Source organism: Agromyces badenianii, assembly GCF_003070885.1.
Classification (GTDB): domain Bacteria; phylum Actinomycetota; class Actinomycetes; order Actinomycetales; family Microbacteriaceae; genus Agromyces; species Agromyces badenianii.
Map to the genome: position 1 here is coordinate 720,165 of NZ_CP028913.1, position 23,802 is coordinate 743,966.

24 protein-coding genes and 1 riboswitch are annotated in these 23,802 nt (G+C 71.3%); of the genes, 14 read left to right on the top strand and 10 right to left on the bottom strand.

The features are described 5' to 3' along the window. The first annotated feature begins 99 nt into the window (after window positions 1-99). Genes DCE93_RS03450 through pnuC form a run of 3 tightly spaced genes read left to right on the top strand, consistent with a single transcriptional unit; the run spans window position 100 to window position 3,143 of the window. Window positions 100-1,989: a thioredoxin domain-containing protein gene (locus DCE93_RS03450; RefSeq protein ID WP_108594649.1), complete on the top strand. Its 1,890-nt coding sequence runs from the start codon at window positions 100-102 to the stop codon at window positions 1,987-1,989. A 54-nt stretch (window positions 1,990-2,043) separates the two neighbouring features. Next, window positions 2,044-2,463 carry a DUF3054 domain-containing protein gene (locus DCE93_RS03455; RefSeq protein WP_108594650.1) on the top strand — a complete coding sequence of 140 codons (420 nt, stop codon included), beginning with the start codon at window positions 2,044-2,046 and terminating at the stop codon, window positions 2,461-2,463. Next, window positions 2,460-3,143, top strand: coding sequence for a nicotinamide riboside transporter PnuC (pnuC, locus tag DCE93_RS03460; protein ID WP_108594651.1), 684 nt, complete (start codon window positions 2,460-2,462; stop codon window positions 3,141-3,143). Before DCE93_RS03455 ends, pnuC begins: the two co-directional genes overlap by 4 nt. On the opposite strand, the gene DCE93_RS03465 is transcribed toward pnuC, so the two are convergent. Then, complete coding sequence (locus DCE93_RS03465) at window positions 3,094-3,426, bottom strand: hypothetical protein (protein ID WP_108594652.1); 333 nt, start codon at window positions 3,424-3,426, stop codon at window positions 3,094-3,096. The genes pnuC and DCE93_RS03465 overlap by 50 nt on opposite strands. 237 nt (window positions 3,427-3,663) lie before the next feature. Between DCE93_RS03465 and DCE93_RS03470 the strand changes: the two genes are divergently transcribed. Continuing rightward, the gene (locus DCE93_RS03470) at window positions 3,664-5,325 is read left to right on the top strand and encodes a DUF7059 domain-containing protein (RefSeq protein ID WP_108594653.1); all 1,662 of its coding nucleotides are present in this window, start codon (window positions 3,664-3,666) and stop codon (window positions 5,323-5,325) included. A gap of 23 nt (window positions 5,326-5,348) precedes the next feature. Here DCE93_RS03470 and DCE93_RS03475 read toward each other — a convergent pair whose 3' ends face one another. Beyond that, window positions 5,349-5,777, bottom strand: a complete 429-nt coding sequence (locus DCE93_RS03475) for a DUF1761 domain-containing protein (RefSeq protein WP_108594654.1) — start codon at window positions 5,775-5,777, stop codon at window positions 5,349-5,351. Window positions 5,778-5,881: 104 nt separating this feature from the next. On the opposite strand from DCE93_RS03475, the gene DCE93_RS03480 reads away from it, so the two are divergent. Beyond that, window positions 5,882-6,820, top strand: coding sequence for a DnaJ domain-containing protein (locus DCE93_RS03480; protein ID WP_108594655.1), 939 nt, complete (start codon window positions 5,882-5,884; stop codon window positions 6,818-6,820). A gap of 50 nt (window positions 6,821-6,870) precedes the next feature. Further along, window positions 6,871-8,142: a M18 family aminopeptidase gene (locus tag DCE93_RS03485; protein WP_108594656.1), complete on the top strand. Its 1,272-nt coding sequence runs from the start codon at window positions 6,871-6,873 to the stop codon at window positions 8,140-8,142. Between the two features lie 27 nt (window positions 8,143-8,169). Here DCE93_RS03485 and DCE93_RS03490 read toward each other — a convergent pair whose 3' ends face one another. Continuing rightward, window positions 8,170-9,834, bottom strand: a complete 1,665-nt coding sequence (locus tag DCE93_RS03490) for a cation:proton antiporter (RefSeq protein WP_108594657.1) — start codon at window positions 9,832-9,834, stop codon at window positions 8,170-8,172. A 125-nt stretch (window positions 9,835-9,959) separates the two neighbouring features. Between DCE93_RS03490 and DCE93_RS03495 the strand changes: the two genes are divergently transcribed. Continuing rightward, window positions 9,960-10,484, top strand: a complete 525-nt coding sequence (locus DCE93_RS03495; RefSeq protein WP_108594658.1) for a rhodanese-like domain-containing protein — start codon at window positions 9,960-9,962, stop codon at window positions 10,482-10,484. Between the two features lie 123 nt (window positions 10,485-10,607). Here the strand turns inward: DCE93_RS03495 and DCE93_RS03500 are convergent, their stop codons facing one another. Next, window positions 10,608-11,495, bottom strand: a complete 888-nt coding sequence (locus tag DCE93_RS03500; protein ID WP_108594659.1) for a sulfurtransferase — start codon at window positions 11,493-11,495, stop codon at window positions 10,608-10,610. A 99-nt stretch (window positions 11,496-11,594) separates the two neighbouring features. Beyond that, window positions 11,595-12,968, bottom strand: coding sequence for an L-serine ammonia-lyase (locus tag DCE93_RS03505; RefSeq protein WP_108594660.1), 1,374 nt, complete (start codon window positions 12,966-12,968; stop codon window positions 11,595-11,597). Window positions 12,969-13,141: 173 nt separating this feature from the next. Between DCE93_RS03505 and DCE93_RS03510 the strand changes: the two genes are divergently transcribed. Next, on the top strand, window positions 13,142-14,194 hold the full coding sequence (locus DCE93_RS03510; RefSeq protein WP_108594661.1) for a GNAT family N-acetyltransferase: 1,053 nt from the start codon (window positions 13,142-13,144) through the stop codon (window positions 14,192-14,194). 4 nt (window positions 14,195-14,198) lie between these two features. Here the strand turns inward: DCE93_RS03510 and DCE93_RS03515 are convergent, their stop codons facing one another. The 4 genes from DCE93_RS03515 to DCE93_RS03530 all read right to left on the bottom strand — a co-directional run bounded on the left by DCE93_RS03515 (window position 14,199) and on the right by DCE93_RS03530 (window position 19,019). Next, window positions 14,199-16,292: a glycoside hydrolase family 9 protein gene (locus tag DCE93_RS03515; RefSeq protein ID WP_168186162.1), complete on the bottom strand. Its 2,094-nt coding sequence runs from the start codon at window positions 16,290-16,292 to the stop codon at window positions 14,199-14,201. A 154-nt stretch (window positions 16,293-16,446) separates the two neighbouring features. Continuing rightward, window positions 16,447-17,067: a CoA-binding protein gene (locus DCE93_RS03520; RefSeq protein ID WP_108594663.1), complete on the bottom strand. Its 621-nt coding sequence runs from the start codon at window positions 17,065-17,067 to the stop codon at window positions 16,447-16,449. Continuing rightward, on the bottom strand, window positions 17,064-18,359 hold the full coding sequence (locus DCE93_RS03525; RefSeq protein WP_108594664.1) for an O-acetylhomoserine aminocarboxypropyltransferase/cysteine synthase family protein: 1,296 nt from the start codon (window positions 18,357-18,359) through the stop codon (window positions 17,064-17,066). The genes DCE93_RS03520 and DCE93_RS03525 overlap by 4 nt, the downstream gene beginning before the upstream one ends. Before the next feature lie 96 nt (window positions 18,360-18,455). Continuing rightward, window positions 18,456-19,019: a cysteine hydrolase family protein gene (locus DCE93_RS03530; RefSeq protein ID WP_108594665.1), complete on the bottom strand. Its 564-nt coding sequence runs from the start codon at window positions 19,017-19,019 to the stop codon at window positions 18,456-18,458. A gap of 109 nt (window positions 19,020-19,128) precedes the next feature. Here DCE93_RS03530 and DCE93_RS03535 point away from each other — a divergent pair, with 109 nt between their 5' ends. The 6 genes from DCE93_RS03535 to DCE93_RS03560 all read left to right on the top strand — a co-directional run bounded on the left by DCE93_RS03535 (window position 19,129) and on the right by DCE93_RS03560 (window position 22,742). Beyond that, window positions 19,129-19,428 (top strand): antibiotic biosynthesis monooxygenase family protein, encoded by a 300-nt coding sequence (locus DCE93_RS03535; RefSeq protein ID WP_108594666.1) that lies wholly within the window; start codon window positions 19,129-19,131, stop codon window positions 19,426-19,428. 89 nt (window positions 19,429-19,517) lie between these two features. After that, window positions 19,518-19,583: riboswitch (guanidine-III (ykkC-III) riboswitch) on the top strand. Between the two features lie 13 nt (window positions 19,584-19,596). Continuing rightward, window positions 19,597-19,923 carry a DMT family transporter gene (locus DCE93_RS03540; RefSeq protein WP_108594667.1) on the top strand — a complete coding sequence of 109 codons (327 nt, stop codon included), beginning with the start codon at window positions 19,597-19,599 and terminating at the stop codon, window positions 19,921-19,923. 131 nt (window positions 19,924-20,054) lie between these two features. Further along, a complete protein-coding gene (locus DCE93_RS03545) occupies window positions 20,055-20,486 on the top strand; it encodes a hypothetical protein (protein ID WP_108596566.1) in 432 nt (143 codons plus the stop codon). Continuing rightward, entirely contained in the window at window positions 20,480-20,719 is a 240-nt protein-coding gene (locus DCE93_RS03550) for a helix-turn-helix transcriptional regulator (protein ID WP_108594668.1), read from the top strand. Before DCE93_RS03545 ends, DCE93_RS03550 begins: the two co-directional genes overlap by 7 nt. After that, the gene (locus DCE93_RS03555; RefSeq protein WP_108594669.1) at window positions 20,716-21,780 is read left to right on the top strand and encodes an NAD(P)-dependent alcohol dehydrogenase; all 1,065 of its coding nucleotides are present in this window, start codon (window positions 20,716-20,718) and stop codon (window positions 21,778-21,780) included. The genes DCE93_RS03550 and DCE93_RS03555 overlap by 4 nt, the downstream gene beginning before the upstream one ends. Continuing rightward, on the top strand, window positions 21,777-22,742 hold the full coding sequence (locus DCE93_RS03560) for an NAD(P)-dependent alcohol dehydrogenase (protein WP_108594670.1): 966 nt from the start codon (window positions 21,777-21,779) through the stop codon (window positions 22,740-22,742). Before DCE93_RS03555 ends, DCE93_RS03560 begins: the two co-directional genes overlap by 4 nt. A 67-nt stretch (window positions 22,743-22,809) precedes the next feature. Here the strand turns inward: DCE93_RS03560 and DCE93_RS03565 are convergent, their stop codons facing one another. Then, a complete protein-coding gene (locus DCE93_RS03565) occupies window positions 22,810-23,778 on the bottom strand; it encodes a YeiH family protein (protein ID WP_108594671.1) in 969 nt (322 codons plus the stop codon). Window positions 23,779-23,802 lie beyond the last annotated feature (24 nt).

Below are 23,802 nucleotides of genomic sequence, written 5' to 3' on the forward strand. Positions count from 1 at the left end.
CGCTCCATTCCGATCGCAGAGCCGCAAGCCCTGAGCCGCCCCACGGGGCGGCTTTTCGCGTTTCGGGAGGGGCGCGACGCGGCGAACTAGTCTGGGGAGATGGCCAGCCGTCTCGCCGAAGCCGTGAGCCCGTATCTGCGCGCTCATGCGGGCAATCCGGTCGATTGGTACCCATGGGGCGAGGAGGCGTTCGCGGCGGCCCGCGAGCGCGATGTGCCAGTACTCATCTCGATCGGCTACGCCACGTGCCATTGGTGTCACGTCATGGCCCGCGAGAGTTTCAGCGACCCGGCGATCGCCCGCGTGCTGAACGAGGGCTTCGTCGCGATCAAGGTCGATCGCGAGGAGCACCCCGACGTCGACTCGAGCTACCTCGCAGCCGCCTCGGCGTTCACCCGTCAGCTGGGCTGGCCGCTGACCGTGTTCGCGACCTCCGACGGCCGCACCTTCTATGCCGGCACCTACTTTCCTCCCCGAGAGATGCAGGGGATGCCCTCGTTCGGGCAGGTCCTGGCGGCGGTGACGGACGCCTGGCGAGAGCGCCGGGTGCAGCTCGACGAAACGGCCGATGCCGTCGCAGCAGCATTGGCCGCGGCATCCACCGCCCAGACCGCCGGTGCGTTGCCGAGCCGCGAACAGTTGCATGGCGCCGTCGCCGAGCTCGCGGCCGAGGAGGATCGGCTGCACGGCGGTTTCGGGGGCGCGCCGAAGTTCCCGGTCGCGCCGGTGCTCGCCTTCCTCGTCGCAGCCGGCGAACCGGGGCGATCGCTCGCGGCGCGCACCATGCGACTCATGGGCGCCTCGCCGCTCCGCGACCCGGTGGACGGCGGGTTCTTCCGTTACGCGACGAAGGCGGACTGGAGCGACCCTCACTACGAGCGGATGCTGACCGACAACGCCCTGCTCCTCCGCGTCGCCGCAGAACTCGCACGGGCCGAACCCGCCGACACGGCAGCGGCGGCGATCTCCGACGGCGTTGCGAAGTTCCTCGTCGGGCGGATGCAACTGCCCGACGGCGGCTTCGCCAGCGCGCAGGACTCGGAGAGCGACATCGACGGTGAGCGCAACGAAGGCGGGTACTACCGGCGGGATGCCGGGGCCCGCGTGTCACTCGATCCGCCCGCTCTCGATCAGAAGGTGCTCACGGGGTGGAACGGGCTCGCCATCGGGGCGTTGGCCAGACGCGGCTTCATCGACGGCGACGAGGTGTCGTTCGCTGCCGCGAGGCGGGCTGCCGAGCTGCTATTGGCCCAGCATGTGCGTTGCGACGGTTCGCTCGTGCGCGCGTCGCTCGGCGGGCGGGCCTCGGCGGCCGTCGCGACACTCGAGGACACCGGCATGTTCGCCGGAGGGCTGCTCGAGCTCGCCGCCGCGTCCGGCGAGTCGAAGTACGCCGTGGCGGCGCGTTCCCTCATCGATGCGGCGATGGCGGCATCGAGCGATGAGCCGGTTCCCTTCGCTGCGCCGGGCGGCGGTGATCCGGTGCTGCGTGCCAGCGGCCTCGAACTGCCCGACGACCCCGCAGAGGGTGCCACGCCGTCGGGCGTCACGGCGTGCGCGGATGCCGCCTGGCGGCTGTACCTGCTGGGGGCGGGCGAGGGGTACCGCACAGCCGCCGAGCAGGCGATGTCGTCGGTCGCCGGTCTCGCGCTGGCCAGGCCTCTCGCCTTCGGCGGGGCGCTCGAGCTGATGGCTCGGCTCGCCGCGCCCGTCGTGCAACTCGTCACCGTCATCGCGCGTCGCAGTGCACAGGGCGATTCGGATGACGCGGAGCCAGGTCTCATCGCGGCGACGCGTCTGCACGAGGCATCCCTCATCGCGGTCGTCGACGACCGGCAGGCCCAGGAGTTCGCCGATGCCGGATTCATGCTGTTCGAGGGGCGCACCACGCGCGCCGGCGCTGCGGCGGCCTATCGGTGCGAGGCGTTCGTCTGCGCGCTGCCCGTTCACGATGCCTCATCACTTCGTGCGCTCGGCGAGCAGGCGTGAGCCCCGTCGGGCGTTCGATTCCGAGCTGCGCCGGCAGATCCGTACGATGAGAGCATGAGCGGTCGAGCACGAAGCGGAGCGGGCGTCGTCGCGACCGCGGCCATCCTCGACGCGGTGCTCGTGGTGCTCTTCGTCTCGATCGGCCGACGAAGCCACGCCGAGGGACTGGACGTCGTGGGCATCGCCGGCACCGCATGGCCGTTCCTCATCGCACTCGCGGCGGGCTGGGCCGCGGCGCGCGCCTGGCGGCACCCACTCGACGTGTGGCCGAGCGGCGTCGTCGTGTGGGCGGTGACAGTGGCCGGCGGCATGCTGCTGCGGGTCGTGAGCGGCCAGGGCACGGCCTTCGCGTTCGTGGTGGTTGCGACGCTGACGCTCGCCGCGCTCCTTCTCGGCTGGCGACTCATCGCGCGGCTCGTGACGCGCCGTTCCCGTGCGCGCAGCGGCCACACGGCCGGGGCCGACTCGGCATGAATCCGATCGAGTGGCTGTTCGACGCCCAGCTCGTGATCGGCGACCAGGTGATCCTGTGGCGCGAGATCGTCGGCAACCTCTTCGGACTCGCGAGCGCGCTCGGCGGACTGCGGCGCAAGGTCTGGGCGTGGCCCGTCGGCATCGTGGGCAATGCGCTGCTCTTCACGGTCTTCCTCGGAGCGGTCTTCGACACCCCGAACCCCGTGAACCTGCTCGGCCAGGCCGGGCGGCAGCTGATGTTCATCGGCGTCTCGATCTACGGCTGGGTGCGATGGTCGCAGCACCGTCACGTGAGCTCGTCGGCGGTCGAACCGCGGTGGGCGAGCGCCCGGGCCCGCATCCTGCTCGGCGTCGCACTGCTCGGCGGCACGGTCGTCTTGACCCCCGTCTTCCGCGCTCTCGGCTCGTTCGAACCGGTGTGGGCCGACGCGTGGATCTTCATGGGCTCGTTGCTCGCCACCTGGGGCATGGCGAAGGGGTGGACCGAGTTCTGGCTCATCTGGGTCGCCGTCGACATCGTGGGGGTGCCGCTGCTCGTCAGCGCGGGCTACTACGCGTCTGCCCTGCTCTACGTCTTCTACGGCATCTTCACGATCTTCGGCTTCATCACCTGGATGCGCGTGCAACGTCTCACCAGCGAGACGGGACCCGATCGAGTACCGACCACACCGCCGAGCTGAGCTCGGGATGGTCGAGCGCGATCTCGCGCAGCACCTCGAACTCGAACTTCGCGACGTCGCCGTCGCGTGCTGCCGGGTGGTAGGCGCGAGCACGCGCGGAGCGCCAGCGCTCGGTGTGCAACCGATCTTCACGGAGGGTCGCAACGACCTGTTCATCGACCGACGGAAGGTCGGGGAGAAACACCCAAGGGTCTTCGCCGAGGCGGCACCGCAGCTCGATGAGGGCCGAAAGCTCGTCGCGCGCGTCTCGACGCAGACGCTCGAGCGTCGTCGACTCCGCCATGCGCGCCTCCCCTCGCCTCAACTTGAATCGTCATCAACGCTAAACGCAAAGTGTGACGTTCGGGTTACAAATGCCGATCTGGCGTGTACGTCAGATGACGGCTCGATGTCAGTCCGGCTCGTCTCCTGCGCAATCGGTTCACCGTGCCCGCGCTGTCGGCCGGCCCGCTCGGCCCGGTCAGCACCATAGCGCGCGCACGGTCATCCGACCACCGCGGCGGTGCGCTTGAATGGTCGGATGAGCACCGAACCCGCACAGGGGCCCATCGCCGCCGTCGACCTCGTCCGAACGGCCGAGCTGCTCGGTCGGCTCCGCGCCGACCTCGGCGCCGCCGAGTTCACGGTCTCGGCGCTGGATGGGCTGTGGGGTCCGGATGCCGCGGCAGCACTCCACCGCGGTGAGCGGGTGCCCGCGCGGCGGGCGCTCGCGGCGCGACGGGCCGGGCGCGGGACATCCGGGGGGCACGGGGCATCTGCCGGCCCTGCCGTGCTCGCGGAGCTCTTCGTGCTCGGCGACGCCGTGCCGCGATCCGACCTCGACCGAGTGCTTCCGGCCCTCGGCGTCGCCGGTGCGGTGGAACTGGGGCTCGTGGGCGACGCGGGCGAGGTGGGCGCCGGGGGCGATGGGGCATCCGTTCGGGCGCGGCTCGACCTGCGGCCCTACGCGTTCACCGACGCGCTCGGCGGCGGCGAATGGTGGGTCCTCTCCGACCTCGGCGAGCTTGCACTCGGTCATGCGCTCGGCGAACACCACGTGCTCGGCGTGGGCGGAGCGTCGATGACCCTGTCTGGGCTCATGCTCCCGACGCCGGCGGCGAGCGTACTCGACCTCGGCACCGGGTGCGGCATTCAGGCGATGCACGCCTCGCGCTTCGCGGAACGCGTCGTGGCGACCGACATCTCAGAGCGCGCGCTCGAGATCGCCGGGATGAATTTCACCCTGAACGGCATCGAGGGCGTCGAGCTGCGGCTCGGGAGCCTGTTCGACCCGGTCGCGGGGGAGCGCTTCGATCGCATCGTCTCGAACCCGCCGTTCGTGATCACCCCCCGCGTCGAGGGCGTGCCCGAATACGACTACCGCGACGGCGGCATGGTCGGCGACGCGCTCGTCGAAGCGGTCATCAGTGGCGCCCGCGACCATCTCGAGCCGGGCGGGGTCGCCCAGCTGCTCGGCAACTGGGAGTATCGCGACGGCGACGGCGACGGCGACGGACTCGATCGGGTCGGACGATGGGCCGGCGACCTCGAGCACTGGGTCATCGAGCGCGAGGTGCAGCATGTCACCGAGTACGCCGAGACGTGGATCCGCGACGGCGGCACGAGGCCGGGCACGGCCGAGTTCGACCGGCTCTACGACGCCTGGCTCGACGACTTCGCCGCGCGCGGGGTCGACCGCGTGGGCTTCGGCTACGTGCTGCTTCGCCGGGCGGATGCCGCGGCATCCGGGAACGCGGCGGGCGGTGCCGCAGCCCGTGGGAGTGGGCGCCTCGCCCGCCTCGAACGGCTGCACGGCGCGCTCGGATCGAACGGCGCCGGGCTCGGCGCCCACCTCGCCGAGTGCCTCGCCGAGCACGACCGCCAGGCGGCGCTCGATGACGCCGCACTCTCAGCGGCTCGGCTCGTGACGGCCGGCGATGTCACCGAGGAGCGCCACTACTGGCCGGGTGACGAGGATCCCACTGCGATGCTGTTGCGCCAGGGCGGCGGCTTCGGTCGGGCGATCAGTCTCGACACGAGCCTCGCGGCGCTCGTCGGCGCGAGCGACGGCGAGCTCGCCGTCGGTGCGATCGTCGCGGCCCTCGCCCAGCTGCTCGAGGTCGACGAGTCGGCACTCGCCGCAGAGCTGCTGCCCGCGGTGCGCACGCTCGTCGACGACGGGATGCTGAGCTTCGCCGAGTAGGAGGTCTCGGCGATGCCGGAAGCTCAGACGGTGCCGGCGGGCGGCCACGCCCCGATGATGAGCGCCATGACCAGCACGGTCACGAACTCGTGCGCGATGTTCAGGATGGTGAGACCGGGCGGGCGGCCCTCGAACGCGTCGTGCGTGATGAAGCGTGCTGCGGTGAAGCCGGCCCAGAGCATGAGGCCCGTCGTGATCGCCATGAGCAGGTAGTTTCCGCCGAGCGCCGTCCACGCGACCTGGGTGGCGATCGCCAGCACCCACGCCGAGATGAAGCTCACGATGAGTGTCGTGACGATCGGCCCGACCGCTCCGCGATCGCCGGAGTCGTCGACCTTCGCGACCCGCATCCAGTAGTTGCCGAACACCTTGGGCGTGTACCAGATCGAGCCGACCAGCATCGTCGACAACGTCGCGACGACAACGGCCCAGTAGTTCACGTCGACGAGCATGCCAGCCTCCCGTGCGGGCCCGCGCGGGCCTCTCTGATCCGCAGTCTAATCCCGCGTTCAGCCGGGCCGCGGTATTCTCGTGGTCGCATATCGAAAGCGAGCCCATGCCCGACAGTCCGCTCTCCGCATCCCCCTACGAGGTGCTCGGCGTCGCCTCCGATGCAGACGAGGCGACGCTTCGGCTCGCCTACCGTCGGGCGCTTCGAAGCGCCCACCCCGACACCGGCGGCGACGTGGCGCAGTTCCATGCCGTGCAGCTCGCCTGGGAGCTCGTCGGCACGCCCGATGCACGCGCCCTGTTCGACCGGGGTGCCCGCGGTGGAGCATCGGCAGCGAGCCAGAGCCACGAGGCGTGGGCGCCCGCGGCACCGAAGCCGAGGCGCGATTCACGGCCGCTTGCGCGCACCTACGGTCATCCGGGCGGCCTGTCGCGTGAGCGCTACCTCGGACTGATCCGCGAATGGGCCGGGCGGGGCGTCGAACTCGCCGACCCCTACGATCCAGCCCTCGTGCGGAGTGCGCCGCGCGACATCCGGCACGTGCTCGCCGATGCGCTCGCCGAGGAGGAGAGCGCCCGGGCGCTCTCGACGCTCGGCATCGCCTACACGGTGTGGCACGACCTGGCGACGGATGCCGCGGGGCGAGGCCTGCCGCCGAAGCTCGACCACCTCGTGCTCGGCCCCACGGGACTCTTCGCGATCCAGTCGGAGGACTGGGGCGGCCCCGTCGAGATGAAGCGCGGCGAACTCGTCGGCGAAGTGCTCGACGGTGAACGCCCGGTGCGTGCGCTCGCCGCACGGGCGAAGGCGATCGGACGTGCTGCCAGGGTCAAGCCGACGGCTCTGCTCATCGTCGTGCCCGACGAGCACGCGGCCGAATCGCTCGAACTCGGCGGAAGCAATCGCGGCGCGGTCGTCGCGCTCGTTCGTCGGTCGCGCCTTGCCAGCGCCATCCGTGAAGGGCTCGCGGGTTCGGCCCACCTCGGCGGCACCGAGGTCATGGAGGTGCGTTCGCGCCTGCAGGCGGTCGTGCGTTTCGCCTGACTCGGTCGGGTGAATTCGACCCGCGGTCGCGCGCGGTGTTGGATGGTGGCATGCCCGCTTCCAGCACCGACGCCTACATCACCGACTTCGCCGAGTTCGTCCAGGCGTCTCCGTCGTCGTACCATGCGGCCGCCGAGGTCGCTCGACGACTCGAAGCGGCGGGGTTCGCGCGGCTCGACGAGCGCGACGAATGGCCGGCCGGTGGGCGCCACGTGGTCGTGCGCGACGGCGCCGTCATCGCCTGGGCGGCTCCCGAGGGTGCCGGGCCTGCGACGCCGTACCGCATCGTTGGTGCGCACACGGATTCACCGTCGTTCAAGCTGAAGCCGCGAGCGACCTCGAGCTCCGAGGGACTGCTGCAGGCCGGTGTCGAGGTCTACGGCGGACCGCTCCTGAACTCCTGGCTCGACCGCGAACTCGAGCTCGCCGGCCGAATCGTCACCGACGACGGAGGGGAGCACCTCGTGCGCACCGGTCCGATGCTGCGCATTCCGCAGCTCGCGATCCACCTCGACCGCGAGGTGAACAAGGGGCTCACGCTCGACAAGCAACGCCACCTGCAGCCGATCTGGGGCGCGGGCGGCGACGGCGAGATCCTCGGCGAGCTCGCCGCGTCGGCGGGAGTGCCGGCCGAGCACGTCGTGGGGCACGACGTGCTGGTGGCCGACACCCAGGCGCCGGCCCGCTTCGGACTCGACGGCGCCCTGTTCGCGTCGGGCCGCATGGACAACCTGAGCTCCGTGTACGCGGGGCTCATGGCCCTGCTCGGCGCTCCGAACGATGCCGAGCACATCAGCGTGCTCGCCGCGTTCGACCACGAGGAGCTCGGCTCGGAGTCGCGGTCGGGTGCGAGCGGTCCCTTCCTCGACGACGTGCTCGTGCGCATCGGCGCGGGCCTCGGCGCAGGCGACGTCGAGCGCCGGCGTGCGTTCGCGGCTTCATGGGTCGTGTCGTCAGATGCTGGCCACGCCGTGCATCCGAACTACCCCGACCGGCACGACCCGGCGAACCGGCCCGTGCTCGGCGGCGGGCCGCTGTTGAAGCTGAACGCCAACCAGCGCTACGCGAGCGACGCGGCGGGTGCCGGCTTCTGGGCGGCGGTCTGCCGTCAGGCCGGGGTGCCGAGCCAGCCGTTCGTCTCGAACAACTCGATTCCCTGCGGCACGACGATCGGACCGCTGACTGCGACGCGCCTCGGCATCCGCACCGTCGATGTCGGGGTGCCCCTGCTGTCGATGCACTCCGCCCGTGAACTGGCCCATGTCGACGACCTCGCCGCCCTCGGGGCCGCGATGGCGGCGTTCCTCACGCCCGAGGTGTAACCGGGCCAAGACGGGCCGGTCGGGCGCTCACGGCAGTTCGCCGCGAGCGTCCGACCGCACCGCGGTGCGCGAATCCAGGGCGAGTTCCTCAGCGTCGAGGGCGAAGAAGAGCTCGCGCATGACCTCTTCGTTCAAGTTGCCGGCATCGCGTTCCTCGAGCACCACCGCGCGCCGCGCGGCGATCCACTGGCGCGAGAGCTCGGCGAGCTCGGCGTGCGACGCGGTGGTCGGGGCATCCTCGTCGCTCTCGAGTCGGCCGCTCTTCGCGGCATCCGCTCTGATGCGCTTCTCGAAACGATCGATGACGCCGTCGGCGAGCTCGGCGCCGAAGCGTTCGCGCCACTCCTCGCGACGGCTCTCGATGTACTCGAAGCCGGCCTCGTTGCTGCGCCGCAGCACCGCCTGGATCTCTTTTCGGTCCTGCTCCCGCTCGTCGTCGGCGACGACGCCGAGGCGGCGGATGAGCGCCGGCAGGGTGGTCGATTGCAGCAGGAGCGTGCCGATGGTGACCACGAAGGCGATCAGGAACACCGTGCTGCCCGCCGACGGGTCGCCCGCCATCGTCGGGATCGCGGTCGCCGTGGCCAAGGTGACGACGCCGCGCATGCCCGCCCACGAGATGACGGCGAGCTCCTTCGGCGCGAGGCGAGGCTCGACGCGATACCGTCGGCCCCGCCTCGCCCAGATCGGCGCGAGCCAGGTGCCGATGCGACGTGAGAGGGCGTAGCCGCCGAAGACCCAGACGATGCGCACGAGGATGACGGTCGCGAGCGCCGCCAGGGCGAGCGCGACGTTCACCCAGAGGCCGAGCGGACTCGATAGCACGTCGATGACCGCCGGGCTCAGCTGCAGCCCGATGAGCGCGAACACGAGGCCCTCGAGCATCACGTCGATCGACTGCCACAGCGGGCGCTCCTGCTGCCGCGTGGCGTAGCTCGTCTTCGGCGCGTTGTAGCCGATCAGGATGCCCGCGGCGACGACCGCGAGCACGCCCGAGCCGCCCAGTCGCTCGGCGATCGCGTACGCCGCGAATGGCACGAGCAGGCCGATCGTGCCGAGCACGACCGGATCGTCGAGGCGGGTGCGCACGATGGTCACGAGCCATCCGATGACGAGGCCGAGGCCGGTGCCGACCGCTACGGCGATGATGAAGGAGCCGATGCCGTCGAGCCAGGTGACCGTCGCACCGGCGACGATCGCGGCGAAGGTGCGGAAGAGGGTGATCGAGGTGGCGTCGTTGACGAGGCTCTCACCCGAGATCACCGTCATCACGCGGCGGGGCAGGCCCAGCTTGCGGCCGACGGCCGCCGCGGAGACGGCATCGGACGGCGCCACGATGGCGCCGATGAGCAGCGCCAGCGGCAGCCCGAGCGACGGGGCGATGAGCCACACCACGAGCCCGACGGCGACGGCCGTCGCGATCGGCAGGGAGATGCCGAGACGGCGGATCTGGCGGATGCTGCGCCGGAAGTTCAGGTAGGTCACGTCGAGCGCGGCCGAGTAGAGCAGCGGCGGCAGCACGACGGTGAGCACGAGCTCGCCGTCGACCTCGATCTCGGGCACCACCGGCACGACCGAGACGATGAACGCGACCCCCATGACGAGGAGCGGTGCCGGCCAGCCTCGCCATCTCGCGAAAGCGGTGACCGCGAGCGAGCCGCCGAGCAACAGGAAGACCTCGCCGATGTGCATGGGACTCAGGCTAGGCGGCGACGCACCGGAGCGAAACGGCGCCACTCTGAACCCTGTCCGGATGTCGCGCCACGACGGCGTGATTTCACCGGCGTCGCCGCGACCGTCGATGACAGGGTGAGTCCATGACCGAGACGATCTCCAGCACACCGCCCGCCGTCGTTTCCGCGCTCTTCGAGCACGTCGCGGACCGTGACGCGGCGATCGCTCACTTCCGGGGCCGGCTCGGCTTCGAGTCCGACGTCTCCGATGTCGCCGCCGCGCTCGCCGAGGCCGACCACGGGTTCGTGCTCGTCGACACCCGCAGCGACGCCGCGTGGGCGCAGGGCCATGTGCCGGGTGCGGTGCACCTGCCCGGCCGGCGCATCGCGGTCGAGGCGGCGGCGCGGATCCCCGCCGGCACGCCGGTCGTCGTGTACTGCTGGGGTCCGGGATGCAACGGCGCGACTCGTGCCGCCCTCGAATTCGCGCTGCTCGGACACCCCGTGAAGGAGATGCTCGGCGGGTTCGAGTACTGGGTGCGCGAAGGCTTCGCCTACGATACCGCCGACGGTGGGGCCGAGCTCGCGCCCGACGCGCTCACGAACGTCGCCGCGGCCGGACTCGGCGGCGGGGCCGTCGCCGACGGCGCCATCACCTGCGCCTGCTGACCCCGGCGCCTCCAGCTCGGGTGGGCGCCGGCAGGGACACCGGCGCTCATTCGGCCCGGCGGGAGTTCAGGACGATTCAGCCTGGTTCAGGCGGTTCAAGCGGTTCAGGCGGTTCAGGGCGCTTCAGGACTCGAGGGTGACGAGCGGCGCCTCGGGGTCGGCCGTCCACTCTTCGAGCGAGCCGTCGTAGACCGCGACATCCGTGTGGCCGGCGCGCCGGAGCGCGAACCCGGTGCCCGCCGCCGCGATGCCGGCGCCGCAGTAGACGACCACGCGGGCAGCGCCCGACGCGGTGGCCGGCGCGAGCCGCTCGGTCAGCGCGGGCCCGTGCAACTGGGTGCGCGAGTCCCGATCGACCACCGAGCCGACGGGCACGTTGACGCTGCGCGGGATGTGCCCTCGCCGTGCACGACGACCGGTCTCCCCGCTGAAGTCGCTCGGCGGAAGCGCGCAGACGAGCGCGGCCTCCGACTCGCCCTCGACGATGCGCCGCACCTCGTCGATGTCGGCCCAGTAGCCCTCGATCGGTGCCAGGGTGTTGACGCCGGCGGCTCGAGGCTCCTGGAAGCCCGTCTCGAGCGCCCCGCCGGCGGCACGCCATGCGGTGAGGCCGCCGTCGAGCACCGCGACGCGCGCGAACCCGGCGGAGGACAGCAGCCACCAGAGCCGTGCGGCCCAGTGGCCGATCGCGGTGTCGTAGACCACGACGGTCGCGGCGTCGTCGATGCCGACCGCCCGCGCGGCCTGCTCGAGCCGTTCGAGGTCGGGCCTCGTGAACGTGAACCGGCCCGCCGTGTCGGAGAACTCCTCGAGCAGCTCGGCGAAGACGGCACCCGGCACATGGCCGTCGATCAGGTAGTCGTCGAGCCCCGAGAGCCAGCTGAAGCCCGCCGGGGTCTCGACGCCGAGCACGCTCGCATCGACGACGACGAGGCGTTCATCGCCGAGGTGCTCGGCCAGCCAGGCCGCCGTGACGAGAGGCCCGGGCAGCTGCAGTGCGGGTGCGGTCATGGCGAAACGCTAGCCGCGGGCGGCCGAGCAACGCGCACGGTGCGACACACGCCGAAGCACGCCGCAATACGCGGTAACCGGCGCAGGTGGTTCGCGCGTTCAGCACTCGACGACGTTGACGGCGAGGCCGCCCTCGCTCGTCTCCTTGTACTTCGTCATCATGTCGAGCCCCGTCTGCCGCATCGTCTCGATGACGGTGTCGAGCGAGACGAGGTGAGTGCCGTCGCCGTGCAACGCGAGTCGTGCGGCCGACACGGCGGTCGACGAGGCGATCGCGTTGCGCTCGATGCAGGGCACCTGCACGAGACCGGCGACGGGATCGCAGGTGAGCCCGAGGTGGTGCTCCATGGCGATCTCGGCGGCGTTCTCGATCTGCCGGGGCGTTCCGCCGAGCACCGCGCAGAGCGCGCCGGCGGCCATCGCGCACGCGGAGCCGACCTCGGCCTGGCAGCCGCCCTCGGCGCCCGAGATCGAGGCGTTCTTCTTCACGAGCGACGCGATCGCCGCCGCGGTGAGCAGGTAGCGACGGATGCCGGCGGCATCCGCCCCCGGCACGAACTTCAGGTAGTAGTGGCCGACCGCCGGGATGATGCCCGCCGCGCCGTTCGTCGGCGCCGTGACGACCCGCCCGCCCGAGGCGTTCTCCTCGTTCACGGCGAGCGCGAACGCGTGCAGCCACTCGGTCGAGGTGTCGCGGAGGTGCTCGTCGCGGTCGTACTCCTCGAGGCGCCGGCGCACCTGCGGGGCGCGGCGCTTCACGCCGAGACCGCCGGGCAGCGTGCCCTCGGTCGACAGGCCGTGCGACACGCAGTCGGCCATCGCCGCCCAGATCGCGTCGAGTCCGGCGTCGATGCCCCGCTCGCCGTGCACGGCGACCTCGTTGTGCCGCGCGACGTCGCAGAACGAGACGCCATGCTCCTCGCAGAGCGCGAGCAGTTCGTCGGCGCTCGAATAGGGCAGCGGATGCAGCAGCGCCCCCGACTCCGACGCCGTCTCGCCCTCGCGGCGGATGAAGCCGCCGCCGACCGAGTAGTAGGTCTCCTCGGCGAGAGGGAGCGGGCCGTCGCCCCAGGCCTGCAGCGTCATGGCGTTGGGGTGGCCCGGCAGACGCGTGCGGGGTTCGAGTGCGACATCGCTGCGGTGCATCCGCACCGCCTGGCCGCCGGCGATGCGAACCTCGGCGCCCTCGTCGCCGAGGCGCGACCACGCTCCGCGCACCTGGTCGGGGTCGCAGCTCTGCGGCTCGAGGCCCGCGAGGCCGGCGACGACCGCATCGGGGGTGCCGTGCCCGAGACCCGTCGCGCCGAGCGATCCGTAGAGGGCGCAGCTGATGCGGGTCACCCGATCGAGCACGCCGTCGCTCGCGAGTCGTTCGGCGAACGCACGTGCCGCCCGCATCGGGCCGACGGTGTGCGAACTCGAGGGGCCGATCCCGATCGAGAAGAGATCGAGGGCTGAGACGAACGCTGTCACCCCTCAAGGCTACGCCGAGTGCCGCGCAGCGTTCTGGCGCTCACCTGCAGATTCGTGCGCCGGCGGCGGTCGTCGCGCGTGTTCGTCGCACGATCAGCGGCGCCCGCGCTCGATGCGGTGAACGGCCCGGCGCCCCGGCCGCGCGTGGGCGGCGTCTCCTAGGCTGGACGGCGATGAAGCAGACGGTCAGCGCCCCGGTCACCATTCGTGCGATCCGTGAGAGCGAGGCTGCCGCAGAACCCGCGCTCATCGAGCGAGCATTCGCCTCCGGGCCCTACGGCCACCTCCCCGTGAGTGCCGGGCGACGTGCCTTCGAACGGGACGTGCGCGGCCGCACGGCATCCGGAGCGGTGCTCGTCGCCGTCGACGGCGAGCGGCTGCTCGGAACGGCGAGCGTGTTGCGAGCAGGCACGCCGTACGCGCGCGTCGCGGTGCCCGGCGAGGCCGAGGTACGGCTCGTCGCCGTCGAACCCTCGGCACAGGGGGCCGGCGTGGGGGAGGCGCTCGTGCGGGCGAGCACGGAGGAGGCGCTCACCTGGGGCGTCGATGCACTGGTGCTCGACACCGGCGATCGCAATCTGCGGGCGCAGGCGCTCTACTCGAGGCTCGGGTTCGATCGGCGCCCCGAGCGCGACGTACCCGGCGATGACGTCGTCGCCCTCGCCTACCGTTTCGCGCTCCAGACACGCGACGACGTGCGCGTGCGGCTCATCCGCCCCGAGGAGGCCGACGCGGTCGCCGAACTCGTCGTGGGCGCCTACGCGAGCGACTTCGAGCTGAACGCCGCGTACCGGGCCGACATCGTCGCCGTCGCCGAGCGCGCCCGCGAGCACCAGGTCTGGGTGGCGGCGGATGCCTCGACCGGCGAGCTGCTCGGCACCGCATCGACGCCCGTGGCGGGGGCGGCGATCTCGCCGCTCGCGCGCGACGGCGAACTCGACTTCCGGTTTCTGGGGGTGGCTGCGGAGGCGCGCCGCCGCGGTGTCGGCGAGCTGCTCGTCGAGCACGTGCTGCGGCTCGCGCGCATCCGCGGGCTCGATCGCGTGGTGCTGAACACCGGCCCCGACATGGTGGCCGCCCAGCGGCTCTACGAACGGCTCGGCTTCGAGCGGCTGCACGAGCGGGAGTTCACGTTCGAGCGGCCAGACGGCTCGAGCTTCCTCATGCTGGCGTACGGGCGGGACGCAGGCCTCGAAGCCGTGCGGCGAGAGCCCGGCGCGGCCTGACGGGTCACGCCGCGTCGTCGACGCGCGAGGCGACGTTCTCGGAAGGTGCGCTCGCGTCGGCCGTCGCCTCGAGCGACAGTGCGAGCAGCGCGCTCGCCGTGAAGTCGATTGCGGGCTCAGAGGTCGACCACACCCCGCTCCAGTCGAGGAACCGGGTGCCGCGGTAGCCGTCGGACGGCCCGCGCTCGCCGTCGGCCGCGGGTGAGTGGAACGCGGCGAGCCGGTCGACACGGCCGGCGGGGCAGTCGTCGACGAAACCGGGGTTCCACCACTCCGGGTCCGCCGGGTCGGTCCATTCGCTCCCGTTCGGGCCGTTCACCACCGCGCCCTCGAGCGTCAGTCCGGCCTCGGGCCGGGCGAGCAGGTTGCCGATCTGGTGGTGCGGACACTGCGGGAAGTCCGCGCCGGTGCCGATCACGAAGGAGAGCCCCCACGCGTTCGCACCGAGCGCCCAGTTGCGCGCACCGCTCGCCACATCGGCGTAGCTCCGATCGCCCGTGAGCTGCTCGGCGAGGCGCACGACCGCGATGGAGCCGAAGGTGTGCGACACGACATCCCACTCGGCCGGGTCGGAGACTGCCGAGAACGGGTCGGAGCGGGCGAAGCTCTCGGCAGCGGCGAGCCCGCTGGCCTCCAGCTGCGCGAGGAGTTCCGCCTCGATCTCCGCTCCGCCCTCGACCGGTCGCCCGGCGGACTCGAGGGCGCGGATCGCGGTGACGAGTTCCGCGTTCGCGAGTGCCGAGGTGTCGTACAGGTTCAGCAGCGAGCCTTCGGCGGCGGCCGCATATCCGGCGGCCTCGACGACGAGTTCAGCCGCCAGATCGAGGTCGCCGAGCAGGATCGCGGCGCGAGCGAGCTCGGCTCCACCGAGTGCGAGGTCGTCGAGGTAGCTGTCTTCGGGGTAGTAGCTGCGTGGCTCGGTCGTGACGAGCGGTCGCTCCTCGACCGGCCAGTCGGAGTCGGCGAGTTCGTAGACGTGCTTGGCCTTCTCGAACCAGCCGGCCGCGGACTCGTGGAGACCGGCGTCGCTGTCGCGCTGCGCGGCGAGGGCGAAGCTCGCCGCCACGCGGCCCGCGAGGTTCGGGCTCAAGGGTTCGCCCGCCGTGTTCGCCGCGAACACGGGCCGGTACTTGAGGAAGTAGGACGCGGCACCCTCGGAGCCCGGCACGGCGTCGCGAGGGATGTCGAGTGCGTCGTCGGCTTCGGGGAGGCGCCACTCGTCGTGATCGCCGGTGAACTCGCCGTTGCCGGTGCCGAGGCCGACCTGGTGGTACAGCACGCGCTCGTCGTCATCCCACATCTTGTCGAGCCAGGTGAGCCCGTGGGCGATCTCGCCAGAGACCACCGGGGTGCGGCCGGCTCGCTGCTCGGCGATCGCGAGCATCGTCACCGCGTAGCTCGTCGTCTGGACGAACTTCAGGTAGTCGCCGGCATCGAACCAGCCGCCCTCGACATCTCGCCGCAGCTCGGCGCCGTTCGCATTGAGGCGGGGAATCAGCTCGCCGGGAACCTCGCTGTCGGGGTCGGGGAAGAGCCCGGCGGTCTCGTAGACCGTGGCGTCAACGTCGTCGAGGTGCGAGGGCCGGCGATCGAGATTGCCGGCGATGACGTCGCGGCCGTCGCGTTGCGAGGAGAAGAACGTCGCGACGCTGTCGAGCACCGGGGTGAAGAGCGTGGCGGCGGTCGCGATCGCGAACGGCACGCTCGCGACGGTATCGACACCGTCGTCGAGTTCCACCGTGTAACTGCCGCCCTGGGTCAGCCGGCTGAAATCGAGCTCGAAGACGTGGCCGTAGCTCGGGCTCCATCGGCCGCGGTCGTCGCCGGCGGCGATCGTGCCGCGATAGACGGCGCGGCCGCCGTCGTCGCGAACGACGAAGGCGCGGCCCGCGAGGTCGTGAGCCGTGAGGGCGTAGGCGCGTTTGGTCTCGGAGAGCGAGTAGCCGACCTGATCGACCCGGAGCACCGTCTTGGGTGCTGTCGATGCCGTCGAGGCGCCCGCGGAGCTGTTCGTGGCCGCAGCCCATGCGGCGCCGGCGAGCGCCGCAGCGGCGAGGAGCGAGCTCCCGGCCGCGACCGCGACCAGGGCACGTGTCATCGATCTCATGGGGTGATCCGTCCTCGCATCATGGACCCGCATACTGAAAGAAAGTTTCTAGTCAATATACGGCGTGGTGACGAGGTGAGGGAAGACTTCGAGGCGATCTCGCTTCAGCGCAGCGGCTCGCCGCGCAGGTCAGCGCCCGCGCAGGTCAGCGCAGCGTCTTGCGCGCCGTGATCTGCCCGGTGTCGAAGCCGAGCAGGTGCAGGCCGCCGTGGAAGCGGGCGTGCTCGACCTTGATGCAGCGATCCATGACGACCGTGAGCCCCTGCTCTTCGCCGGAGTAGGCGGCGTCTTGATTCCAGATGCCGAGCTGCACCCAGATGGTCTTCGCGCCCGACGCCACGACCTCGTCGATGACCTGCGGGATGTCGGAGCCGCGACGGAACACCACGACGATGTCGGGCACCTCGGGAAGGTCGGCGAGGCTCGCGTAGGCGGGCTGGCCGAGGATCTCGGTCTCCATGGGGTTCACGAAGTAGAGCCGGTAGTCGCTCGACTGCTGCAGGTAGGTGCCGACGAAATAGCTGGAGCGCTGCGGTTTCGGCGAGGCGCCGACGATCGCGACCGACTTCGCGGCGCGCAGGATCGCGAGCCGCTGCTTCGCATCGGGGCCGGTCCACGTGCGCTGCGACTTCAGGAGCTTCGCGAGCGGCGAGCTCGCGGGCAGCTCGCACGAGAGGCCGTTGACGAGGCGTACGGTCTCGAGGTCGGCGGATGCCGCGGCATCCGACTCGGGGGCCGTCGCCGCGGTCGTGGCGTTCGTCGTCATCGTGCTGCTCCCGTCGCGATCGTGAGGGCCTGGTCGAGGTCGTCGATGATGTCTTCAACATCTTCGATGCCCACCGAGAGCCGCACAACCCCCGGCAAGACGCCCGCGTCGACGAGCTGCTGCTCGGTGAGCTGTGCGTGCGTCGTTGAGGCGGGGTGGATGATGAGGGTCTTGGCATCGCCGATGTTGGCGAGGTGGCTCGCGAGGTTGACGTTCTCGATGAGCGCCTGGCCGACGCTCCGGCCGCCCTTGACCTCGAAGCTGAAGACCGAGCCGGGGCCCTTCGGCAGGTACTTCAGGGCGCGGTCATGGTGGGGGTGGCCGGGCAGGCCCGCCCAGAGCACGCGCTCGATGCGCGGGTCTGCGTCGAGCCATTCGGCGACGGCTCGCGCATTGTCGATGTGCGCCTGGATGCGGTACGGCAGGGTCTCGACGCCCTGCGCGAGGAGGAACGCCGAGTGCGGGGCCAGGGCGGGGCCGATGTCGCGCAGCTGCTCGGCACGGAGCCGGGTGAGGAACGCGTACTCGCCGAAGTTGCCCGACCACTGGAGTCCGCCGTAGCTCGGCACGGGCTGGCCGAAGAGCGGGAACTTCTCGGAGTGCCAGTCGAAGCGGCCGGACTCGACGACCACGCCGCCGAGGGTCGTGCCGTGCCCGCCGAGGAACTTCGTCGCCGAATGGGTGACGATGTCGGCGCCCCACTCGATCGGGCGGTTCAGGTAGGGGGTCGCGATCGTCGAGTCGACGATGAACGGGATGCCGTGGGCGTGCGCGACGTCGGCGAGGGCCTCGAGGTCGGCGATCTCACCCGAGGGGTTCGCGATCGTCTCGACGAAGAGCGCCTTGGTCTGCTCGGTGATGGCGGCGGCGTAGTCGTCGGCGTCGGCGGACTGCACGAAGGTGGTCTCGATGCCGAAGCGGCGGAGCGTGACATCCAGCTGCGTGATCGACCCGCCGTAGAGGTTCGCCGATGCCACGATGTGGTCGCCGCTGCCGGCGAGGCTCGCGAAGGTGATGTACTGCGCCGAGAGTCCGCTCGCAGTGGCGACGGCGCCGAGTCCGCCCTCGAGGCTCGCGACGCGCTCTTCGAAGCTCGCCACCGTCGGGTTCGCGAGGCGCGAGTAGATGTTGCCGTACTTCTGCAGGGCGAAGCGGGCGGCCGCGTCGGCGGTGTCGTCGAAGACGAACGCGCTCGACTGGTAGATCGGCAGGGCACGGGCGCCCGTCACCGGGTCGGGGATGTTGCCCGCGTGGATGGCGCGGGTCTTGAAGCCGTATTCGCGGTCTGCCATGCCGGCAACGCTACTGCGGGCCCCTGAGACATCCCCCCGGCGACGTAACGCGGGGCAACGGATGTCGCCCGGCGCCCGGCGCCTCGAGGCGAGGATTCACGCCGCCCCGATGACCTCGTCGGTCGTCAGCACCGCGGCGAAGCCGCCGCCCGCGAGGTTCACCGCGGTCGCGCGCGCGAGCTCGTCGGCGGTGAGCCGGATGCCGCCCGGGCCGTCGAGGTCGAAGGTGTGCGTGGCATCGAGCGGCACGGTCACGTCGTAGCCCAGGTTGCCGGCCATGCGCGCGGTCGTCTCGACGCACATGTTCGTCTGGATGCCGCAGATGACGAGCTGCCGGATGCCGCGGGCCTCGAGCCACGCGCCGAGGTCGGGTTCGCCGTAGAACGCCGAGTTCACGTGCTTCGTGACGAACAGCTCGTGCGGGGCGTCGGCCACGACGGGCTTCAGCGCGTTGCCGGGGGAGCCCGCGGCGAGCGGCGACCCCGGTGACACGGAGTCGTGGCGCACGAGCACGATCGGCCGCGAGGCATCCGACCAGGCCGCGACGAGGCGGCCGATGTTCGCCTCAGCGTCGGGGGTGTTGCGCTCGCCCCAGACGGGGTCGTCGAAGCCCTGTTGCACGTCGATGATGATGAGGGCGGCGTCGTCGTGGAGGTCCATTCCCTCATGATGCCGCGCGGCACGGAGCGCACCGACCGCTGCGGCTGCCAATTCCGGGCGAAGCGCTGCCATCGCCGGATGGCGCGGCGCGAGCCGCTACGGTGATGACGTGATCCTCGAACACGCGCTCCTGCCCGTCATCCCCGGCCGAGAGGCCGAGTTCGAAGCGGCCTTCGCCGAGGCGAAGGCGATCATCGCGAGCATGCCCGGCTTCGTCGACCTGCGGCTCTCGCGGTCGATCGAGACGCCCAACGCGTATCTGCTGCTCGTGCACTGGGAGAGCGTCGAGGCGCATGCCGTCGGGTTCCGCGGCTCGCCCGAGTACGAGCGGTGGCGCGAACTGCTGCACCGGTTCTACGAGCCGTTCCCGGTCGTCGAGCATTTCGCCGAGGTCGCCCGCGTCGAGTGAGGCGAGCGGATGCCGCGGCATCCGCAGCCCTGCGCCCGGCGTGCACAGGGCCTGCCCAGACCGCGTTGCTAGCCTGTCGACAGGTCGCCGCGGAGTTCGAATCGCGAGGCCCCGGACGAGGGATCAGTACCCGGAACGCGACAAGACTGGCCACGGGAGTGAACAGTCATGGCATGGGTCATCCTCATCGTCTCCGGCGTGCTCGAGGCCGTCTGGGCCACCGCGCTCGGCAAGTCCGAGGGCTTCACGAAGCTCTGGCCGTCGGTGATCTTCTTCGGCGCACTCGCCCTCTCGATGGGCGGCCTGGCGTGGGCGATGCGCGACATCTCGACCGGCACCGCCTATGCGGTGTGGGTCGGCATCGGCGCGGCGCTCACGGTCGTCTGGGCGATGATCTCGGGTGACACGGATGTCTCGTGGGTGAAGATCGCACTGCTCATCGGTCTCATCGGCTGCGTCATCGGCCTCAAGTTCGTCGACGGCGGCAGCCACTAGCCGCAGCGGCCCGTTCGCATCCGGCGATCGCCGCGATCGAGAATGTCAAGAATTCTTGACTTGGGGTCAAGAATGCCTTACCTTGACTGTGTCAAAGGTTTTTGACATCGATTCGACGCAACGGAGTGGTCATGTCATATGAGGAGAAGGGCACGTGGGTCTATCTCGTCGTCGCAGTCGCGGGGTACGGGGTCTACCTCTTCCTCGTGCTGCCGCAACTGCTGGGCGAGACCCCGGTCGGCGCGATCGACTACGTGCCGGCCATGCTCTGGACCATCGGCGGTGCGATCGTCGCGGCGATCGTGCTGCGCATCCTCGTCGAGATCGTGGCGCCGAGCGGCAGCACCCGCGGCGACGTGCGCGACAAGGAGATCGACCGGCTCGGTGAACGCGTCGGCAACGCGTTCCTCGTGATCGGCGCGCTCGCCGCGCTCGTGCTCGCGATGCTGCAGGGCGGCTACTTCTGGATCGCGAACGTGATCTACCTCTGCTTCGTGCTCTCGGCGATCCTGTCGAGCGTCACGAAGGTCATCGTCTATCGCAGGGGCGTGCCGACGTGGTGAAGCCGACGAGGGTCACGAACGACATCCGCGCACTGCGCTTCCGCCACGGCGAGATGACCCAGGCCGAACTCGCCGAGCGTCTGGGCGTGACCCGCCAGACCGTCATCGCCATCGAACAGGGCCGCTATTCGCCCTCGCTCGAGATGGCATTCCAGATCGCCGGGGTGTTCGGGGTGCCTCTCGACGACGTCTTCCAGTACCCCGAATCCCACTCGGAGGCATCGGCATCATGAGAACTGCAGTGTACGAACGGTACGGCCCGCCCGAGGTGATGCGCCTGCAGCAGGCCGCAGATCCCGTGGCCGGCGAGGGCGAGGTGCTCGTGCGCGTCGAGGCGAGCACGGTCGGCGCCTCAGACAGCGCCGGGCGCAGCGGCACCCCGCGCTTCGCCCGGCTCTTCTTCGGGCTCACGAAGCCGAAGCATCCCGTGCTCGGCTCCGACTTCGCCGGTGTCGTCGAGCGCATCGGCCCGGGAGCGAGCCGGTTCGCGCCGGGCGACCGGGTCTTCGGCACCCTGGCGCCCGCCATGGGCGCGCACGCCGAACTCGTGACGATCGCGGAGCACGGGCCGATCGCGCACCTGCCCGACAGGCTCGACGCCGCAGGCGCGGTCGCGACGGTCGACGGGTTCCTCACCGCGCTGCCCTTCCTCCGCGACGTGGGCCGGGTGCGGCCGGGCCAGCGGGTGCTCGTCAACGGGGCGTCCGGCACTGTGGGCTCGGCCGCGGTGCAGCTCGCGCGGCACTTCGGTGCGCACGTCGTCGGCGTGTGCAGTGCGGTGCACGAGCCCCTGGTGCGCTCGCTCGGCGCCGAGCACGTGATCGACTACACGCACGACGACTTCACCGACGCGCGGAACACCTACGACGTGATCTTCGACGCGGTCGGCAAGCGCTCGTTCGGCGCATGCCGCGCGGCCCTCACGCCGCACGGCATCTACCTCACGACCGTGCCGTCGGCCGCCATCATGCTGCAGTGGCCGCTCACTCGCTGGTTCAGCCGCGGGCGGCGAGCGGCGATCACCTTCACGGGCCTCCGCGACATCCGGCTCAAGGCCGCAGACCTGCCGTTGCTCGTCGAGCTCATCGAATCGGGGGCGTTCGTGCCGGTCATCGATCGCGTCGTGGCCTTCGACGACATCGCCGAGGCGCACCGCAGGGTCGACTCCGGCCACAAGGCGGGCAGCGTCGTCGTCGCCATCTCGCAGGTCCCGTCGGCGAAGCCCGCGTCGAGGCAGGTCGCTCCGGGCGATTTCGCCCCGAGCGATTCCGCCCCCGGCGAGGTGGCACCGTGAGAGCCGTCGTGCAGCACCGCTACGGCGGGCCCGAGACGCTCTCGCTCGCCGAGGTCGAGGCGCCCGTGCCGGCCGACGACGAGGTGCTCATCCGGGTTCACGCCGTCGCGGTCAGCAAGGGCGACGCCCTCGTGATGCGCGGCACGCCCCGCGCCGTGCGGCTCGCATTCGGGCTGCGACGGCCGAAGCGGCAGATCCTCGGTCGGGATGTCGCGGGCGAGGTCGCGTCCGTGGGCGCGAGGGTGACCCGCTTCCGCGTCGGCGACGCCGTCTACGCGGAGTCCGACCAGGGCGGGTACGCCGAGTTCGTCGCCGTGCAGGAGCGATTCGTCGCCCGGCGCCCGGCAACGGTCGACGCGGTCCATGCGGCCGCGGTTCCCGTGTCGGGCACGACCGCACTGCAGGGTCTGCGCCTCGCCGGCATCGGGCCGGGTGCGCACTTGCTCGTGAACGGGGCATCGGGCGGGGTCGGCGGGTTCGTCGTGCAGCTCGCGAAGGCGATGGGCGCCGAGGTGACGGGAGTGTGCAGCACGGCGAAAGCCGAGCACGTGCGCGCGATCGGTGCAGACCACATCGTCGACTACACGCGCGAGGACTTCACCGCGGGGGCCGCCCGGTACGACGCGATCTTCGACCTCGTCGCCGATCACCCGCTCGGCCGGGTGCGACGCGCCCTCGCACCGCGCGGCACGCTCGTGCTCTCGTCGGGCACGGGCGGCGCGGTGTTCGGCCCGTTCGGCCGCATCATCCGCGCCTCGGTCATGTCGGTGTTCGTCTCCCAACGGCTGCGCCCGCTGGCCGCCACGCGCAACGGCGACGACCTCGCCGAGCTCGCGCGCCGCATCGACGCGGGCGAGATCGTCCCCTTCGTCGACGAGGTGTTCCCGCTCGAACGCGCCGCCGAGGCCGTCGCGCGACTGGAATCGGGCGAGGTGCGCGGCAAGGTGGTCATCGAGGTCTGAGCGGGGCTCAGCCGAGCAGCGCAGCACTCAGCCGAGCAGCGCAGCCGTCAGCCGAGCAGCTCAGCAATCAGCCGAGCAGCACGGCGCCGTACGCGAGGGCTGCGACGAGCACCCACGAGGTGAGGCCGACGACGAGCGCCCGCCACCCGGTGCTCGCGAGCTCACCGAGCCGGATCGACGCGCCGAGCGCGAAGAGCGCCATCGTCAGCAGCACGGTCTGCAGCTGGTCGGCGCCGGTCAGCAGCCATTCGGGCAGCGGCACGAGCGTGTTCAGCAGCACCGCGGCGAGGAAGCCCGCCACGAAGAGCGGCACGATCGCAGGGTGCGGGCCCGCGGCATCGGTCGGCTTGCGACGCTCGACGGCCGCGGTGATCGCGACCATCGGCGCGAGCATGAGCACCCGGGTGAGCTTCACCACGACGGCGACGGCGAGGGCCGTGGTGCCCGCGATCTGGGCGGTCGCCACGACCTGGCCCACGTCGTGCACGCCGGCCCCGACCCAATGCCCGAACCCCGTGCTCGAGAGGCCGAGCGGACGCCACAGCGCCGGCAGCACCGCGATCGCGAGGGTGCCGCACAGGGTGACGAGGGCGACCGGCACGGCCTGCTCCTCGTCGCGTGCGCGCACGGCGGCGCCCATCGCGCCGATCGCCGAAGCCCCGCAGATCGAGAAGCCGCTCGCGATGAGGAGCGGCTGGTGACCGGGCAGCCCGAAGGCGCGGCCGAGCCCGATCGTGCCGACGAAGGTGAGCACGACGACGCCGATCGTGGTCGCGATCGACACCCAGCCGAGCGCGGCGATGTCGACGAGGCTGAGCTTCAGGCCGAGCAGCACGATGCCGAGTCGCAGCAGCCGGCGTGCGGCGATGCGCAGGCCCGGCGCGAGGCTGCCGGCGAGCGCCGGCCGCAGCGCCGGGATCTGCCCGACCACGATGCCGAGGGCGACCGCCGCGGTGAGCATCGGCACGGCCGGCAGCGCAAGGTGCGCGAGCCACGCGATGAGGGCCGCGGATGCCGCGACGAGCAGTCCCGGCATCCGTACACGCACCTCTCAACGCTA